General features: G+C 39.3%; 13 protein-coding genes. 8 read left to right on the forward strand and 5 right to left on the reverse strand.

The features are described from left to right. The 3 genes from BLV53_RS17530 to BLV53_RS17540 all read right to left on the reverse strand — a co-directional run. A partial coding sequence (locus BLV53_RS17530) for a hypothetical protein (protein WP_207646230.1) occupies positions 1–260 on the reverse strand: 260 nt, incomplete at its 3' end. A 57-nt stretch (positions 261–317) separates the two neighbouring features. Then, positions 318–518 carry a hypothetical protein gene (locus BLV53_RS17535; protein ID WP_090300072.1) on the reverse strand — a complete coding sequence of 67 codons (201 nt, stop codon included), beginning with the start codon at positions 516–518 and terminating at the stop codon, positions 318–320. 39 nt (positions 519–557) lie between these two features. After that, positions 558–1,070 (reverse strand): hypothetical protein, encoded by a 513-nt coding sequence (locus BLV53_RS17540; protein ID WP_170830805.1) that lies wholly within the window; start codon positions 1,068–1,070, stop codon positions 558–560. Between the two features lie 22 nt (positions 1,071–1,092). Between BLV53_RS17540 and BLV53_RS17545 the strand changes: the two genes are divergently transcribed. From BLV53_RS17545 to asp2, 3 genes are all read left to right on the forward strand, one after another. After that, positions 1,093–1,743 (forward strand): hypothetical protein, encoded by a 651-nt coding sequence (locus BLV53_RS17545; RefSeq protein WP_170830806.1) that lies wholly within the window; start codon positions 1,093–1,095, stop codon positions 1,741–1,743. Positions 1,744–1,888: 145 nt separating this feature from the next. Next, positions 1,889–2,911, forward strand: a complete 1,023-nt coding sequence (locus BLV53_RS09075) for a hypothetical protein (protein ID WP_090300078.1) — start codon at positions 1,889–1,891, stop codon at positions 2,909–2,911. 3 nt (positions 2,912–2,914) lie between these two features. Then, positions 2,915–4,408 carry an accessory Sec system protein Asp2 gene (gene asp2, locus BLV53_RS09080; RefSeq protein WP_090300080.1) on the forward strand — a complete coding sequence of 498 codons (1,494 nt, stop codon included), beginning with the start codon at positions 2,915–2,917 and terminating at the stop codon, positions 4,406–4,408. Positions 4,409–4,414: 6 nt separating this feature from the next. Here the strand turns inward: asp2 and BLV53_RS09085 are convergent, their stop codons facing one another. After that, entirely contained in the window at positions 4,415–5,266 is an 852-nt protein-coding gene (locus tag BLV53_RS09085; protein WP_090300082.1) for a transglutaminase domain-containing protein, read from the reverse strand. 205 nt (positions 5,267–5,471) lie between these two features. Between BLV53_RS09085 and BLV53_RS09090 the strand changes: the two genes are divergently transcribed. The 5 genes from BLV53_RS09090 to thrC all read left to right on the forward strand — a co-directional run bounded on the left by BLV53_RS09090 (position 5,472) and on the right by thrC (position 14,899). Next, positions 5,472–6,173 (forward strand): ABC transporter ATP-binding protein, encoded by a 702-nt coding sequence (locus BLV53_RS09090; RefSeq protein ID WP_090300084.1) that lies wholly within the window; start codon positions 5,472–5,474, stop codon positions 6,171–6,173. A gap of 55 nt (positions 6,174–6,228) precedes the next feature. Next, complete coding sequence (locus BLV53_RS09095) at positions 6,229–9,114, forward strand: ABC transporter permease (protein WP_090300086.1); 2,886 nt, start codon at positions 6,229–6,231, stop codon at positions 9,112–9,114. A gap of 36 nt (positions 9,115–9,150) precedes the next feature. Then, on the forward strand, positions 9,151–11,976 hold the full coding sequence (locus BLV53_RS09100) for a hypothetical protein (protein WP_090300088.1): 2,826 nt from the start codon (positions 9,151–9,153) through the stop codon (positions 11,974–11,976). Between the two features lie 145 nt (positions 11,977–12,121). Next, the gene (locus tag BLV53_RS09105; protein ID WP_090300090.1) at positions 12,122–13,177 is read left to right on the forward strand and encodes a P-loop NTPase fold protein; all 1,056 of its coding nucleotides are present in this window, start codon (positions 12,122–12,124) and stop codon (positions 13,175–13,177) included. Positions 13,178–13,408: 231 nt separating this feature from the next. Then, positions 13,409–14,899, forward strand: a complete 1,491-nt coding sequence (gene thrC / locus BLV53_RS09110) for a threonine synthase (protein ID WP_090300092.1) — start codon at positions 13,409–13,411, stop codon at positions 14,897–14,899. Positions 14,900–15,076: 177 nt separating this feature from the next. Here thrC and BLV53_RS09115 read toward each other — a convergent pair whose 3' ends face one another. Then, a complete protein-coding gene (locus BLV53_RS09115) occupies positions 15,077–16,450 on the reverse strand; it encodes a citrate/2-methylcitrate synthase (RefSeq protein WP_090300271.1) in 1,374 nt (457 codons plus the stop codon). Between the last annotated feature and the right edge of the window lie 165 nt (positions 16,451–16,615).

Genomic DNA, 16,615 nt, shown 5'->3' on the forward strand with positions numbered 1-16,615 from the left:
GCAAGTAATTCAGCTTCAGAGAGCTCTGCAGCTTCGTTATCAGCAAGTACTTCAGAAAGCATAAGATTATCAGAGTCACAGAGTGCATCTGCAAGAATAAGTGAGCTGGAGAGCTTATCAGCATCAACAAGCTTAAGCCTTTCAGTATCAGAAAGTGCAAGCCTTTCAGCAAGCCTTTCTGCATCAGAGTCAACTGTAGCAAGCTTAAGTGCCAGCGAATCAGCAAGCTTATCAGCCTCAGAATCTGAGTCAAGTAGCATTGCTCAGAGCTTGTCTGCAAGCACATCAGCTTCAGAGTCTGAGTCAAGTAGCTTAGCTCAAAGTGAGTCAGCAAGTACATCTGCATCTGCAGTAGCTTCTGAATCAGCATCAGCAAGTGCTAGCACATCGACTTCAAACTCAGCATCTGAGTCAACAGTGGCAAGCTTAAGTGCAAGTGAGTCAGCAAGTACTTCAGCATCAGCTTCATCCTCAGAAAGTACAGCTGCATCATTATCAGCAAGTGTTTCTGAAAGCATCAGGGAGTCTGAATCTGCAAGCACATCAGCTAGAATTAGTCAGTTGGAGAGCATTTCAGAATCATATAGCTTAAGTGAATCTGCTTCAGTAAGTGCATCTGAGAGTGCTTCAACAAGTGTAAGCTTAAGTGTTTCTGAGTCAGTTTCAGCAAGTACATCTGAGAGTGTTTCAGAAAGTGTAAGTGTTTCAGAAAGTATTTCTGAGTCTATATCAGCAAGCACTTCAGAGAGCATTAGTACTTCAGAGTCGATCTCAACTAGCGAGAGTCTTTCAAACTCTGAGTCAGCATCTGTAAGATTGAGTGAGCTTGAAAGCTTAAGCACTTCAGTTAGCCTAAGCCAGTCTGAGTCTATAGTTGCAAGTACATCAGAAAGCATTAGTGTTTCAGAGTCAATTGCTGCAAGTGAAAGTATATCTGCTTCTGAATCTGCATCTGCAAGATTAAGTGAACTAGAGAGCCTTTCTACATCAGCTAGCATAAGCCAGCTTGAAAGCCTTAGTGCTTCACTCAGCACAAGCGTATCTGAAAGCATCAGTACATCAGTTAGCATTAGCCTTTCAGAAAGCATGAGCTTGTCACATAGAACCAGCACATCGCAGTCAGCTAGTCAGTCAGCATCAGCAAGTGCAAGCACATCGCAGTCAGCTAGTCAGTCAGCATCAGCAAGTGCAAGCACATCGCAGTCAGCTAGTCAGTCAGCGTCAACAAGTGAGAGTGCATCACAATCTGCTAGCCTTTCAGCTTCAGCTGCAAATGTGACAAGCAATAATGGCGGTGGATCAGGTTCAGGTTCAAGCGAACCTTCATCCGCATCAGAGTCAAGCCAGGCTGCTCCAGCAACAACTGGTCAGAATCTATCTGATGAAGTTGTAGATTTTGCAGATGAGAATATTTCAATTACATCAACAATAGACTTTAATGAGGTTAATTCAGCTGCGAGACCAAGAACAAATGCCACAGCAAATACAACACATTTCAACGAGGTAGGTAGAGATAATTCTATTGGAAATAATCAGGTACCACTTGCTGTAGTTCTTGACAGGGATGCAGAGGATATAGTTGTAATTAAAGATGAAGAAACGCCTCTCGGAATTGCAAAATCTGGAGCAGGAGCAAGAGTATGGTGGTATTGGATACTCATTATAATCAGCGCCGTTTCAGGAAAGGTTGCAAAGGACAAGAGAAAGGCAAAAGCAAGCTCTGTGGAAAATATAGAAGAGTAGAGACGAAATGACAGAAAATAGCTGCTAAATATATAAATATTCACAAAAGTTTGTAGATTGCGATAAATTTATAAATTATAATTAAGAGAGTAGCTGTATTAGTGTGGCTGCTCTCTTTTTAAATCTGAAAATGGAGGCAAGAGAAATGAATAAGAATCTTAAATCTTTTCTAGAGGTACTTGGAGTGTTAGTAATCACTTGTATTATTGCAATGACGAGTCCCTTTAATCCATGGGCAAATGTAGGATTTACATCGATGCAGGAAGAGATTTTAGACATAGCTCACTCAGTGAGGGAAGGATATCTGGCGTATGTTGATTTAGGTGGGAATTATGGACCTGTCCTATATGAGTTTTATGGGCTGGGCTATCTTCTGACAGAGACTCATGTGGTTCATTTCGTAATGGAGCTGGTAATCATATTTGCCTCAGTTTATTTTCTTTATAAGTCTGCAAAACTATATACATCTGAGATATTTGCCATTGTGTGTACTGCAATTCCAACAGTATTTGGATGGGGAGCCCTTACCAGTACAGGGCCTGAGATGATATTGTTCTTTATTATGTCTCTTACAGTGTACCATGTTACCAGACAGTTAAAATATGGCTTCCTTTCATATCATACATATCTGTTGGCTATAGATATGACACTTGTGATTTTTTTACAACCTGGATATTGCATTCTTTGGTTTATAATACTTCTTTTCTTTGCTGTTATGTTTAAGGTGAAGGACATAGAAAGTAAAGATTATAAAAGTTTTTGGATGTCTATATTGGAAGGAATAATCACCGTAAGTATCCCTATGGGATTGTACCTTTGGTATTTTAAAAATGCATCATCATTCCTTGAACAGGTTGTTAATTATAATTTTAACAACATGGGAAATCTTGCATCAGGTCTTAGGATAACTCTAGGAACTCCATGGAGCTTACTTATAGTTTTACTTTTGGTTGTAATTATCGTAAAAGCATTTAAAGGGGATTACTTCCTTGACTTGTGCTGCTGGCTTGGATTGATTGCAGTGGCAGTGATTGTTATTTCGCTTCAGGGAGATGTTAATCCACATTCTATAGAGTTGTTGAAGGCTCTTTATGTTGTGCCTCTTGCGAGTGCATTTTCCTTTATCGACGAGCCCCTTGGGCTTAGTGCTGAGGAGAGAAAGTTTTAGGCTATGGATAAAATTCGAATTCTGCAAATCGGTGAAACTAGCTGGAAAAAACGATATGTAATTCCGGAACGTGTAAAGATTATCTTTGCAGGGGATAAAATTGTGCCTAAAAAAGAGATTTACGAAATTGTAGTTTTAGAGCGCAATATTACAGAAGAGGAATTCGGGGTTATAGATAACATGTCTATGGCATATTGTCTGTTTGTATTAGATACAGTTCCCATGGATGCAATTACCAAAAGGCTGTTTATTCATAAAATGGGCAAGTATCTACCAGCATCAGATGTACAGAAATTCATTGATAATGAGGTAAAAAAATACTTTCCAAAGCCATATGGTGAGAAATTTAACCCTGAAGCAATTGGCATAGCGCAAGGCTTTAAGGGTAGTGTGAAATGGTTTGGTCAGTACAGCGTCACTCTTGATGGAGACTATGGAAATGATTTTAATCAAATTGTCTTCTGGCGGGGCAATATTCCTATAGAAGCTGGCCAGGCTATAGAGTTTTGGCTTGAATATAAAAAATCTCCTGATATTGAAATAGCTTTATCTATAAGACAATTTGTTTCAGGAAGTCTTGCTGATGTATGTGACAGCTGGGAGTTTTCAGAAGAAGAGCTTAAAAATCCAGTGCGGATAGAGGGTAAGAATGGCTCTGGAACTATTTTTTGTTCTTTAATGGCAAAAGGCAGGGGAAGGCTTGATATAATTGCACTTCACGACAGAATTTCCAGATGGGACCAGGGCATTTTTATGGTAGGGGGAGAACGCTTTGTTACTTCGGACAGGGAAGAGATTTTTGCCTACTTCAATCCAGGAGATTTGAAACCGCCCCTTGCAGTTTATTTCTCAGGATATAAAACCCTTGAAGGCTTTGAAGGTTATTATATGATGAAGAAAATGGGCTGCCCATTTCTTTTGATTGCAGAACAGCGTTTTGAGGGTGGCGGATTTTATTTGGGAACAGAAGAATATGAGAAGCTTATGGTATCAGTTATTCAAAGGTATCTCGACAGGCTGGGGTTTTATTCAGATCAACTTATCTTGTCGGGAATATCCATGGGCTCAATAGGTTCTTTATACTATGGCTGCGATTTGAAACCACATGCTTTGATTTTAGGCAAGCCCCTTGCAAGCTTGGGGGACGTTGCCACAAACGAAAGATTAAGGAGACCAGGGGGATTTCCAACCTCTCTTGATCTCCTTGCTTATCATGGTGGTGGTATGGATAAAGCTGCCATAAAAACTTTAAATGACAGATTGTGGGATAAAATCAGGTCTACTGATTTCAGCCATACCAAATTAATAATATCCTATATGTACGAAGACGATTATGACGACACGGCTTATGATAAGCTTTTGTCTGAATTAAACTCCTTTGGAGTTCAGGTATACGGAAAAGGTCTCCATGGTCGTCATAATGATAATTCAGCAGGCATAGGTGCTTGGTTTAAAAGTCAATATCAAAGAGTGCTGCAGGACGATTTTAATCGATAAATGCATTTAAATTGCATCACAAGGTGGTAACAGGGCTGATAGCTCAGAACGGATGTGGTTGTGGGCTATCTGTCCATCTGAAACATTAAAATATGTGTAGGAGTGGGTGTTTAATGTTTCATTGATTGTGTCATCGCCGGTGATGTCAACGTTGTAATAATTTCCACCGATTCTAACTATATTCCAGGCGTGTTCTTCGCCATTTGCAACTCCAGTTACGTAATAACATGTTATACCAAGCTTTCTGCATGCAAGCTGAAAGGCTCTTGAATACCCTGCGCAAACACTAATGCCTTCAACAAGAGCTGAGTATGCACTTTGATGGCTTGTGCTGTTTGAACTATAGGTGGCATAATCGCAGATTATATCATGAACAGCCCGTTCTCTCTCTAACTCTGTCGTAAACATTGATGCTTGCTCCACAACTCTGTTTACAGAATTATTAAAAGCAAAAATAGCAGCATTTAATTTGCTTTTTGGGATACAGTAGTTAAGCTTTAGCTGAACAACATCGCCTGATGAATTATATCCGTATTTGTAAGAAGTGCTTACCCAGAATAATTCAGGATGATCATTGTACACTGCATTCATTGTTATAAATAGATTGTCATGAGACAGAGGGGAAGCAAGTTTGAATATGTCCTCATTAAACCCAAGAATGTTTTTATAAACCTGGTTATAAACCATTTTTTGATTATCATTTAGAATGCTGCTGTATATATAGTCATCGCCAGTAGCATATGTTTTAAAATCGTAGTTAAAGAATAGTGTTACTAAAAGTGTGGCTGAACAAATGCCAGATATAAATTTAATATAGTTTTTACATAAAAATAAATCTATTTTCTTTATGAATCCCATAATACAGCCTCCTTGAACATTAGAAATATACTTTCTTGTTCAATACATATATCTATTATAACGGATATTGTCAGATAATATATACGGTAGCTGGACTATTTTCACAAAAATATCACACATGTTTAACCTAAATAGTAAGAACTTGCCTGGGACCGGTGATACTATAAAAATGAGCAGGTTTAACGTGCTATTTTGGAGGAATATTATGGCATTTGTTGAATTTAAAAACGTTGGAAAAATATATAAGACAGGTGAGGTGGAAATAGAGGCACTTCATAATGTAAATTTTGAAATTGAAGAGGGGGAGTTCTGCATAATAGTAGGAGCTTCTGGCGCAGGCAAAACAACTATTTTAAATATTTTAGGTGGAATGGACACGCTTACCAGTGGAGGGGTGTATTTAGCCGACAGAGATGTGTCAGGCTATTCACCAAGAGAGCTGACAAGCTACAGAAGATATGATGTAGGTTTTGTTTTTCAATTTTACAATCTTGTGGGCAACCTTACAGCAAAGGAAAATGTAGAGCTTGCTGCTCAAATCTGTAAGGACCCAATAGACGCAGCCACAATTCTTACTGAGGTAGGCTTGAAGGATAGAATGAACAACTTCCCTGCACAGCTATCAGGTGGCGAGCAGCAACGCGTGGCTATAGCGAGAGCACTTGCCAAGAACCCTAAGCTTCTTTTATGTGATGAGCCAACTGGAGCACTTGATGATGATACAGGCAGACAGGTCCTAAAGCTTCTCCAGGATACCTGTAAAAACAACAACAAGACTGTAGTAGTTATTACCCACAACCATGCTCTCACAGCAATGGCTGACAGAGTGATCACGGTGAAGTCAGGGACGGTGGTGGATATGTATATGAATGAGTCACCGAAGTCTGTTGATGAGATTGAGTGGTAAAAGGCTTCCCCTTGAGGGGAAGCTGTCAGCGAAGATGACTGATGAGGTGTGATATATGTTATTTCTATCACTATTAAGAGAAATCAAACAAACGCTGGGGCGCTATCTGGCCCTCATGATGATTATAGCTCTTGGTGTGGGCTTTTTTGCAGGTCTAAAGGTCACAGACCCTGCTATGCGTACTTCTATGCACAAATATCTTACTGAAAATGAATTCTATGATTTTCGTCTCATATCATCACTTGGTTTTGAAAAACAGGATATAGATTATATAAAGGAAAAAATAAGCGCCAGAGCAGTTGAGGAAGGTATAAGCTTTGATATTATTTCTGAGGTGGACAAGACTCAATACGTGTTAAAAGCAATCAGTATACCGGAAGAAATAAATAAAATTGTTTTGGTGGACGGAGCATTTCCGACTAAGGATGATGAATGCTTAGCAGATATTAAATCATTTGACAGCAGCTATATTGGTAAACAAATTGAAATATCATCAACAAACGAAGCTGATGATAAGGAGCATTTTAAGTACGATAGCTATAAGATAGTCGGATTAGTGAAAACTCCTCTATATATTCAGTATGAGCGTGGAACCACAACGCTAGGAACCGGTGTTTTAGACGGATTCTTTTATGTGAACAATGGTGCCTTTGATGTAGATTACTATACTGATGTATATGTGAAGCTTGATTCTGACCCAGCGCTATACTCGGATGAATATGACATGCTGATTGATGATAATGAGGATGCCATTCAGAAGACATTAGATATAGCAGCTGAAAACAGATATCAGCGTATTGTGGCTGAAGCCAATGAAAAGCTCAATGATGCAAAAAAAGAACTGGCAGATAAACGTGCTGATGGCCAGAAAGAGTTGGATGATGCCAAGGTGGAATTGGATGATGCAAAGAAGAAATTGGATTCTGCCAAGAAATCCATAGCTGAATATGAGGATATGGAGACTCAGCTACAGAATGGACTTGACGAGATGCTTGCCAACATTACGCAGAAGGAACAGGCAATGGCTATCAATCCCGAAATGGTGGATCAGGCCCAGTACCAGGGGTTGGTTGCTACCTATCAGGAAAATTCTGCAAAGCTATACACCCTTCAGTCCAGCCTCAAGGATGCAAAACGTAAATACAAATCAGGAAAAAAAGAATATGAGGACGGCTTGACAGAGTACGAAGATGGTTTGAAGGAATTCGATGAAAAGATTGCCGATGCTGAGGATAAAATAGCTGATGCCCAGGAGGAAATTGATGATATTGAAGAGGCCACAACCTATCTTTTAGGAAGAGACAGTAATGCAGGTTATGTATGTTTTGAGAGTGATTCTACCATTGTAGGAGCCATTGCAAATGTATTCCCGGTATTCTTTTTCCTAGTGGCAGCGCTTGTATGTATGACTACAATGGGAAGAATGGTTGAGGACCAGAGAACCCAGATAGGAGTCTTTAAAGCACTTGGATATAGTAATTCCAGCATCATGGCCAAATTTGTGATTTATTCCGGCTCTGCCGCCATGATTGGTGCAGCTATAGGATTTACTGTAGGCACCATTGTATTCCCTAAGGCTATTTGGTTTGCATATCAGATGATGTACAACACCAGAGGTGTGGATTACTACTTTGATGCAAGGATGCTTTTCATAAGCTTCATTGTGTCATTTATTTGCTCCGTGGGAGTTACTTTAGTTTCCTGTCGCGTGGAGATGACAGAAATGGCTGCATCCCTTATGAGACCGAAGGCACCAAAGGCCGGAAAGCGAATTTTCTTAGAATACATTCCATTCTTCTGGAACAGGCTTAAGTTCTTGAGAAAGGTCAGCCTGAGAAATATCTTCAGATATAAGGGCAGACTGATAATGATGGTAATGGGAATTGCAGGCTGTACAGCCCTTTTGGTAGCTGGCTTTGGCGTGTATGATTCCATTGCAGATATAGCGGTAAATCAATATACCAACATTGCCTACTATGATTTGGATATCACCTTGAAGAATGGGGCAGATGGCAGCGTTCGTGCCATGGAAAAGATAGATTACACAGAGGATGACTATATTCTTTTCTACCACACCTCTGTGGATATGAAGTTTGGAAAGAACACCAAGAACATCTATCTTAACGTGTATGAGGATGGAGCAAACATAGAGAAGTTCTATGATATCCACGACAACAAGGGCAATCACATCTCAATGGCTGATTTGGCGGAGGATGAGATTATCATTAATAAGGGCTTGTGTGACCGTTATGGAATGAAGTTGGGAGATAGCATCACTATTTCTTCAGAGGATATGCAGCCAGTTCAGTTTAAGGTGGGAGGCATCAATCAGAATTTTATCTATAACTATATGTACATGAACACTAGCACCTATGAGAAATATATAGGGGCACTTCCAGAGAAGAAGAATCTGTACGCTGTTGTACATGAGGGTGAGGATGCCCACGAGATAGGTGCCAAGCTTATGGGTGACAGCTCTGTCAGCGTTGTAATTCCTACCAATGATATGCTGGACAGAGTAGGGAACATGATGAAAAGCCTGAATATTATTGTTTACCTGGTAATTGGTTCTGCCATGGCACTTGCAGCAGTGGTTGTTTACAATCTTACCAATATTAACATCTCTGAACGCGTGCGAGAGATTGCCACAGTAAAGGTTCTCGGTTTTTATAAGGAAGAGACCAGAGCATACGTATTCAGAGAAAATATACTTCTTGCAATTATGGGTGCAGCAGTGGGACTTGTGGTAGGAAAGTTTTTCCATGCCTTTATCATGAGTCAGATTGTTGTGGATTTAATTACCTTCGATGTGAGGGTAACGCCACTTAGCTACGGGCTGTCATTTATCCTTACAATTGTATTTACGTTGATTGTAAATTTCTTTATGGGTCATAAGCTGGATGAGATAAGTATGACAGAGTCTCTAAAGGCTGTTGAATAAAATGTAAATAGTTAAGCTGTGGATAGGAGTTAAGCTATGAAAAACAGAGTATTTATTATCGGGGGAATAATTGCTGTAGTTTTAGTAATCGGTGGAATCATAGGTTGGAGAATGTCTTCAGGCTCCTCGGAGGGGGCAGCACTTGATGGCCTGGAGCCTGTAGCATTTGAAAAGGTATCAGAGGATGATGCCATTTCAGAAAAGGAGTATATGGCTCTTTTAAACGAGGCCTTCAGTTATGAGGACACCTTGGAATACTCCGATAATAAAATAACTGGTAAAGAGGCAGTGGCTAAGGGGGGAGACCGTCTTGGCCCAGCTTATCGTGACTTCCTTTTGGAGGAAACAGAGGATACTCCTGAAAACAGATTTGACCTTGTTCAGAAAAAGGGGGCCCTTTCAAAGGATTTTGAAGAGGCTTATTTAAGTCAGGCTCAGGCGGAAGCTCTTATTAAGAATTTTACGAGCCTTGCTACTTTGGAAGACTATCATGTGTCAAAATCTGAGTATCAGGTGGCTGAGAACGTAGTGGATGGCTCAGAGTGGACAGTTACCTACTATACCAGTCATGAGGATGGCTCAGAGGAAGCTCTTATTGAGATAAAGGGGGATGCGCCCGCCGTTGGAGAGAAGCTTATCTACTTGGATACTGTAGGTGTTCTTCGTGGTGGAATTATCACCGCAATCGAAAAGCGTGAGGGGGATACCTATGACGTTATGACTACCCAGCCAGATAGTCTGGATGAGCTGCTTTCTGATTTTACAGTGGCAGGCTACGTGGACTGGTCTGAACTTGATGCACTTAATACGGAGGATGGAACCCAGACGCTGGATTCTTCTAGTGCGCCTAATTATAGCTTTGTATCTACAGAATCTAACAAGATAATCAGGACTACTATTACAGTAACAGGAGAAGTATCTAGTTCAGTCAAAACATCCTCAGGTAAATTAGAGAATGACCTGAAGATAACTGGTTTTACAATAGGAAATACTGACTATTCATATCTGTGTGACTCTTTTCATTCTACAAAAGAAATATATGAAGATAATATTTATGAGCCAACAGATCCTGAAGAGATAAAGGAAAAAGAAAAGCAAGACCGCATAGATAAAATAGAAAAAGACGAAGGCTATAAAGAGGTTGGAACCGCAGAAAAAGTTGAAATTGACCTTGAGGACTTCCAGCTATATGAATATGTGGACGAAGACGATTCTTGGTATGAGTGTTCCTTTACTCCAGTTTTAAAAGTAGGAGATGTTTCAGCTAGTTATTCATTTACTACACCAACCTTCCCTTGTAAAATCCTTATTGGAACAATACATTTTAATGCGAGTGCTCATGTTGATATGGAAATGGAAAATGTCTCCGTTGTTGTAGCTACAGAAAATCCGCTTCAAATGACATTTGGTGCAGACAAAAATGGTAATGCAAAGAAAGCTGAAAAGGTTAAGCTTACATCAAACTTTACTGATGATGGTATATCAGCTGGTAATGCAGAAATATCATTAAACGCAGGTGTTGCACCAAGCGCTTCACTTACAATAGCAGGCTTTCCTATAATAACGTCAAAGGTTGATGTATATTTACAGCTTGCAGCAGAGCAGCTTGATATAGTAGAAGGATATGATACAGCTTGCTGGGAAGGTAAGTTTGTAGGCCCGATGATAGATCTTTATTGGAATGACCCTGAGGAGGCGTCTCTATTCTCATCGGTGGTATCACCTTTCCTCGCAGGTTTAGGTAAAAATTCTGGCAAAGTACCTTTGCTAACAGAAGCAAACACCTTCAAAATGTACTGTCACATGGAGTTTGACGACCCTCCAAAGTTTATGGAGGACCCAGAGCATGACGCTGCAGTCTGCACTCATGTGGCAGCGGATGGAAGCAGATCTAAAATTAAACGTAAGGTAGACTATACCTTGCCAAAAGAAAAAGTTGAACTTGATAAGGACACAGCTCAGCTCTATCAGGATTTCCTGGATGGCAAGGTGAAGGCATCGGTGGTAAAGGACAACAATTATCCTGATGCATTCGAGGATGTGAATAAAGAGTATTCAATTGATGATTTGTATAATGATACTCTAACTAAGCTTTCTAAGCAGTGTGAAGAATGGGATTGGGAAAGTGATTATGATTATTCTGAACATAAGGTAGAATACATTGATGCTGGAAAAGATGAAAACTATGAAATGGTTATATCTTATTCCAGAGAGCATTTATACTGCGATTGGGCCAGAGTTATTTTAAGAAATAATAATGGAAAGCTAGAGATTTGCTACAGATATGTTATTTCCTTGTATTCTGGTGATGGTGGAGATTCTGGCGCTGTCATCTACTACAATGGTGTAATAGCAGATACAAGCTCTGGTGTCTGGTATGGCGACTATGAAAGTGGATTTTTAGATGGTGATGGTAAATATCATAATTGGTATAGATATAGCACAACCTTTGTAGAAAATCATATGTATCTGCCTCCAGATGGCAGATCAGTTCCGATTTTTGAGGATGATAACAATTGGGGCATAGTAGGTATTAGTCTTCCACCATATGAGGGATATGAAGCTGATTGTGCATATTCATACATATGTCCTGAAATGCACACTTGGGAGCAGCCAGTGGAAAATAAGATAAGCTTCGGTGAAGATCCACATTTCATTTATGATACCGACGAGAATTATAAATCCAGCTTTGATGCCTTTGCAGCTGGAATGGCTGAATATAGAAATCTTAATATTGATAATGACTGGTGGATGTATGATGGTTATTATAATGACACATTAAGTGTCACAAAATCAAAAGAGCTTGTAGAAGAGCAAAGACAGAAAATCGGTCTTACTGATAACATCTATTACTTATACTAATACTAATTTCTTAGCCCTCGGCATTAGCCGGGGGCTTTTTGCGTATAGGTAAATGCTAAAGGATATCAGTTGCAATCTGAATTATATATATTATAATATCTTTATAGAAGATTATATATAATTATATTTGAGAAAGGTTGATTATATGTCTAAGAGAAGCCCTTATAGCATCAGCTTTGGAAGAATACCAAACCAATATATAAGCAGAAGTCTTTTAATAGATGATATTATAGATATATTGAATAGCAATCCAGTGGAAGAGCAGGCTTTTAAACTGACTGGAATTAGAGGAACGGGAAAAACTGTTACGCTTACAGCCATTGAAAAAGAACTGAAGGAAGATAGTCAATGGATTATAGTTGATATCAATTCAAATTCAGATATATCAAAGGAGCTTGTGGCAAATCTTTATGGAACAGTCCCATTTCTTTCATCGTTTATTGATGCGAATCTGAACCTTTCAGCTTTTGGGATAGGTATTAACCTTGAGAAAAAGAGCCCTGTTACAAGCATGGATGTCATTCTTAAGAAAATTCTTGAAGAAGTTCAGAAGAAGAATAAGAAGGTGCTTGTTGTTATAGATGAGGCCAGAAAGACAGATGCACTTGTAGATTTCATTCAGGAATTTCAAATTTTAATTCGAAATGAATTGCCAATTTATTTGATTGCAGCTGGCTTATACGAAGATATAGAAGGTCTGGAAAATGCAGATGGACTCACATTCTTCCTTAGAGCCACAAAATACGAAATGAAACCGCTTAATCTTGTTGTCATAGAAGATGATTACGAGAAAACACTTGGAGTATCAGAAGAAGTGGCAAAAGAACTGGCAACCTATACTAAGGGCTATGCATTTGCTTATCAGGCCTTTGGAAAATACATGTGGGAGTCTGGTGATAAGGAAATATCCAAAACTGTATTAGCTCTTGTTGATGAAGCTCTTGCTGCAAAAGTATATGACAAAATATGGAGTGAGTTACGAGAGAAAGAAAAATGGTATCTCACATTCATAGTAGAAAAAGACTCTATGTCTGCATCCGAACTATTAGAAATCACCAAGACCAGTCACAATGAGTGGAGCGAACCTCGCAAGCGACTGATTGAAAAAGGAATTTTAGATGGGAGCGAACGTGGTATCATAAAGGTAAGGTTGCCTAGATTTAAGGAATATGTAGAGGTAAACAAACTGAATAATCTTTGAAATATTGAGCTGTGTGCTACGTATGTGGAATACAGCTTTTTTTAATTTAGGCTTTGTTGCTAAATGTTACTAAAGGTTGCTAAAGGTTGCATCTCTAAAAATGTAAAAGATATCATATGTAGAATTGTCACATCAAAAAATAAAAAAAGAGGATTATTTTTTGACTAGATTTTAACGGTTCACTGTGCTAAAGTGTAGGGAAAGAATTTATACACAAAGAGAGGAAGAATCATGGCAGTAAATTACGTTAGTACAAGAGATGTAAACAAGGCTGAGATTACAGCTTCACAGGCAATTTTAAAGGGACTTGCAGATGATGGTGGTTTGTTTGTTCCTACAGAGGTTCCAAAGCTTGATGTTCCTGTAGAAAAGCTTGCTGAGATGACATATCAGGAGGTCGCTTACGAGGTACTTAAATTATTCCTTGGAGATTTTACAGAAGAAGAGCTTAAGCATTGCATCAACAGTGCCTACGACAGCAAGTTCGACACAGAAGAAATCGCTCCTTTAGTATACGCAGATGGAGCATATTATCTCGAATTATTCCACGGAGCAACAATTGCTTTTAAAGATATGGCACTTTCTATTTTGCCACATCTTATGATTACTTCCGCTCGTAAAAATAACATTAAAAACGATATCGTAATTCTTACAGCTACATCAGGTGATACAGGAAAGGCTGCCCTTGCAGGCTTTGCAGATGTTGAGGGAACTCGTATCGTTGTATTCTATCCAAAGAATGGTGTTTCTGCTATTCAGGAGCGCCAAATGGTTACACAAAAGGGCGACAACACACACGTTGTAGGTATCAAAGGAAACTTTGACCAGGCTCAGACAGGTGTTAAGCAGATGTTTAATGACAAGGCACTTGCAGCAGAGCTTGATGCAGCAGGATTCCAGTTCTCATCTGCAAACTCTATTAATATCGGACGCCTCGTCCCTCAGATTGCTTACTACGTATATGCGTATTCAAAGCTTATCGCAGAGGAAAAGATTGCAGCAGGTGAAACTATTAATGTAGTAGTACCTACAGGAAACTTTGGTAACATCCTTGCAGCATACTATGCAAAGAACATGGGACTTCCTATCGCAAAACTTATTTGTGCATCTAACGAAAACAAGGTTCTTTACGATTTCTTCACCACAGGTGAATACGACAAGAATCGTGAGTTCATCCTTACAAATTCTCCTTCAATGGATATTCTCATCTCAAGCAATCTTGAGCGTTTGATTTATCACATTGCAGGTGATGATGCTGCTAAAAATTCAGAGCTTATGGAAAGCCTCAAGACTACAGGCAAATATGAAATTACAGAAGATATGAAGGCAAAGCTTGACAGCTTCTATGGAAACTATGCTTCTGAACAGGAGACAGGAGATGCTATCAAGTCTCTTTATGAAAAGACTGGCTACATCATTGACACACACACTGGCGTTGCTTCATATGTTTACAACAAATACAAAAATGAAACAGGTGATGACAAGACAACAGTAATCGCATCAACAGCTAGCCCATTCAAGTTTACACGTGCCGTAATGGGTGCCATCGACCCTGCCTACGAAAAGGAAGAGGATTTTGTACTTGTAGACAAGCTTTCTGACCTTGGAAAAGTAGCCGTACCTAACGCAATCGAAGAGATTCGCTCAGCAGAAGTACGTCACGACACCGTCGTAGAAGTAGAGGATATGTGCGCAGAAGTAAAGCGTTTCCTTGGTATATAATGCGTAAAATTTAGGCGTAAGAAATACCTACATAAAAATAAAACTTAATAACTAAAATAAAAGCATTTGCAATATATCTTTGTTTTTCAATGAGTATAGGCTTGACCGATATTGAAAAACTTAGATATATGCAAATGCTTTTTTGATACCTGAATTGTTTTATTATTATGTATTACGTTAGTCTACGACACGCTCCTCAATCGGAATGTATTTCTTGTGTGGACATACGGTCATGTACGCTGGACGCATGATTTTGCCCTTGTGGCATACCTCTTCCATACGGTGGGCGCTCCAGCCGGCAATACGTGCAATGGCAAATATAGGAGTGAACAGCTCTCCTGGGATGCCAAGCATCTGATATACAAAGCCTGAATAGAAGTCTACGTTTGGTGATACACCTTTGTAAATCTTACGCTCTTCAGCGATAATCTTTGGAGCAAGACGGGCAACTCTTTCATAGAGCTGATATTCCTTTTCCATACCCTTTTCTACAGCAAGCTTCTCTACAAATGAGTGGAAGGTAAGCGCACGTGGATCTGAAACAGAATAGATAGCGTGTCCCATACCATAGATAAGACCTGCTTTATCAAATGCTTCACCGTGAAGCAGGGCTCTAAGGTATGTAGAAACCTCTTCTTCGTCCTCCCAGTCGCTTAGATGGGCTTTCATATCCTCAAACATTCTTACAACCTTGATATTGGCACCACCATGCTTTGGTCCTTTTAGTGAGCCAAGTGCGGCAGCAATAGCTGCATATGTATCTGTACCTGATGATGATACAAGGTGAGTAGTAAATGTAGAATTGTTACCACCACCGTGCTCCATATGAAGAATTAGCGCAACATCAAGAAGCTTTGCTTCAAGTGGAGTGAATTTGCTGTCAGGACGCAGACAATGCAAAATATTTTCAGCAGTAGAATAGTCTGGTCTAGGCTGATGAATGATGAGGGAATGATCATTGTAGTAATAATCATAGGCAGCATAGCTGTAAACTGAAAGCAGTGGGAAGTTTGCAATCAGCTGCAGACACTGTCTTAAAACGTTTGGTTCTGATGTATCATCAGCGTAATCATCATAAGAATAAAGAGCCAGCACCGAACGTGCAAGAGAGTTCATCATATCCTTTGAAGGGCTCTTCATAATCATATCTCTAACGAAATTTTGTGGAAGAGAGCGATATTGTGAAAGAAGCTTTTTGAATTCGTCAAGCTGTTCTTTAGTTGGAAGAGTTCCAAAAAGCAATAAGTATGCGCATTCTTCAAACCCGAAATGCTGTTCTGCAGGAAGATTTTTGACTAAGTCCCTTACGTTATAGCCTCTGTAAAAAAGCTGACCATCACAAGGCACTTCCTTGCCATCTACAAATTTCTTTGAGTTAACTTCTGATATTTCGGTGATACCGACTAAAACACCCTTACCATTAAGGTCACGAAGCCCACGCTTAACGTCGTAAGTGGTGTAAAGCTCTGGATCTATATATGAGGATTTTTTTGACAGCTCTGCCAGTTTTTCAAGCTCTGGTGTGATTTCGCTGTAGTTTTCGATTACCATATTTAGCATTTTCCTCCTTTTGCACTTTAGTGTACTAAACTAAAAGTTTTTTGTATATTACCACAGTAAAACTTCTTATACAATAATTATTGTGACATTTATTAAGAAAAAAATCCAAGAGAATAATTAAATTTAAGAAAAATTTTTCAATTAAACCTTTATCTG

The sequence above is a fragment of the Pseudobutyrivibrio sp. ACV-2 genome, from assembly GCF_900107545.1.
Taxonomy (GTDB): Bacteria; Bacillota; Clostridia; order Lachnospirales; family Lachnospiraceae; genus Pseudobutyrivibrio.